Origin of the sequence: Pseudomonas sp. 2(2015), from assembly GCF_000955865.1 — a bacterium.
In the GTDB taxonomy this organism is placed as follows: Bacteria; Pseudomonadota; Gammaproteobacteria; order Pseudomonadales; family Pseudomonadaceae; genus Aquipseudomonas.
On sequence record NZ_JYOF01000080.1, the window covers coordinates 1 to 330 of the forward strand.

Sequence of the window (330 nt, forward strand, 5' to 3'; positions counted from 1 at the left end):
TCGGCACCGCCTACGGTCGCTCCGCGATCAACGTCCTCGACAAGTACATGGGCGCCCAGGAGCTGGGCATGTACATGAAGAAGTCGAAGGTCTATCGCGGCGACGAGATCAAGGCAATGACCGAAGAGTTCCACCGTGTCCGGCCCGCTCAGATGGAGGGCTGGGTCGAGCGTCTTCATGACGACATGCTCGAGCGGCTCATCAAGGACGAGCGGCCGGGGATCGACCCGGAGGGCATCAAGGAGTTCATCGCCTCGACCAAGACCGGCATGAAGCAGCACCGTGAGTACCAGTCGAAGGCGCTCAAGGATGCCGGCGACGCTGAGTGGG

1 protein-coding gene is annotated in these 330 nt (G+C 62.4%); it reads left to right on the plus strand.

The annotated features are described in order from the left end of the window. Positions 1-330, plus strand: a 330-nt coding sequence (locus UB48_RS28120) for a hypothetical protein (RefSeq protein ID WP_177329202.1), incomplete at both ends; no start/stop codon positions are given.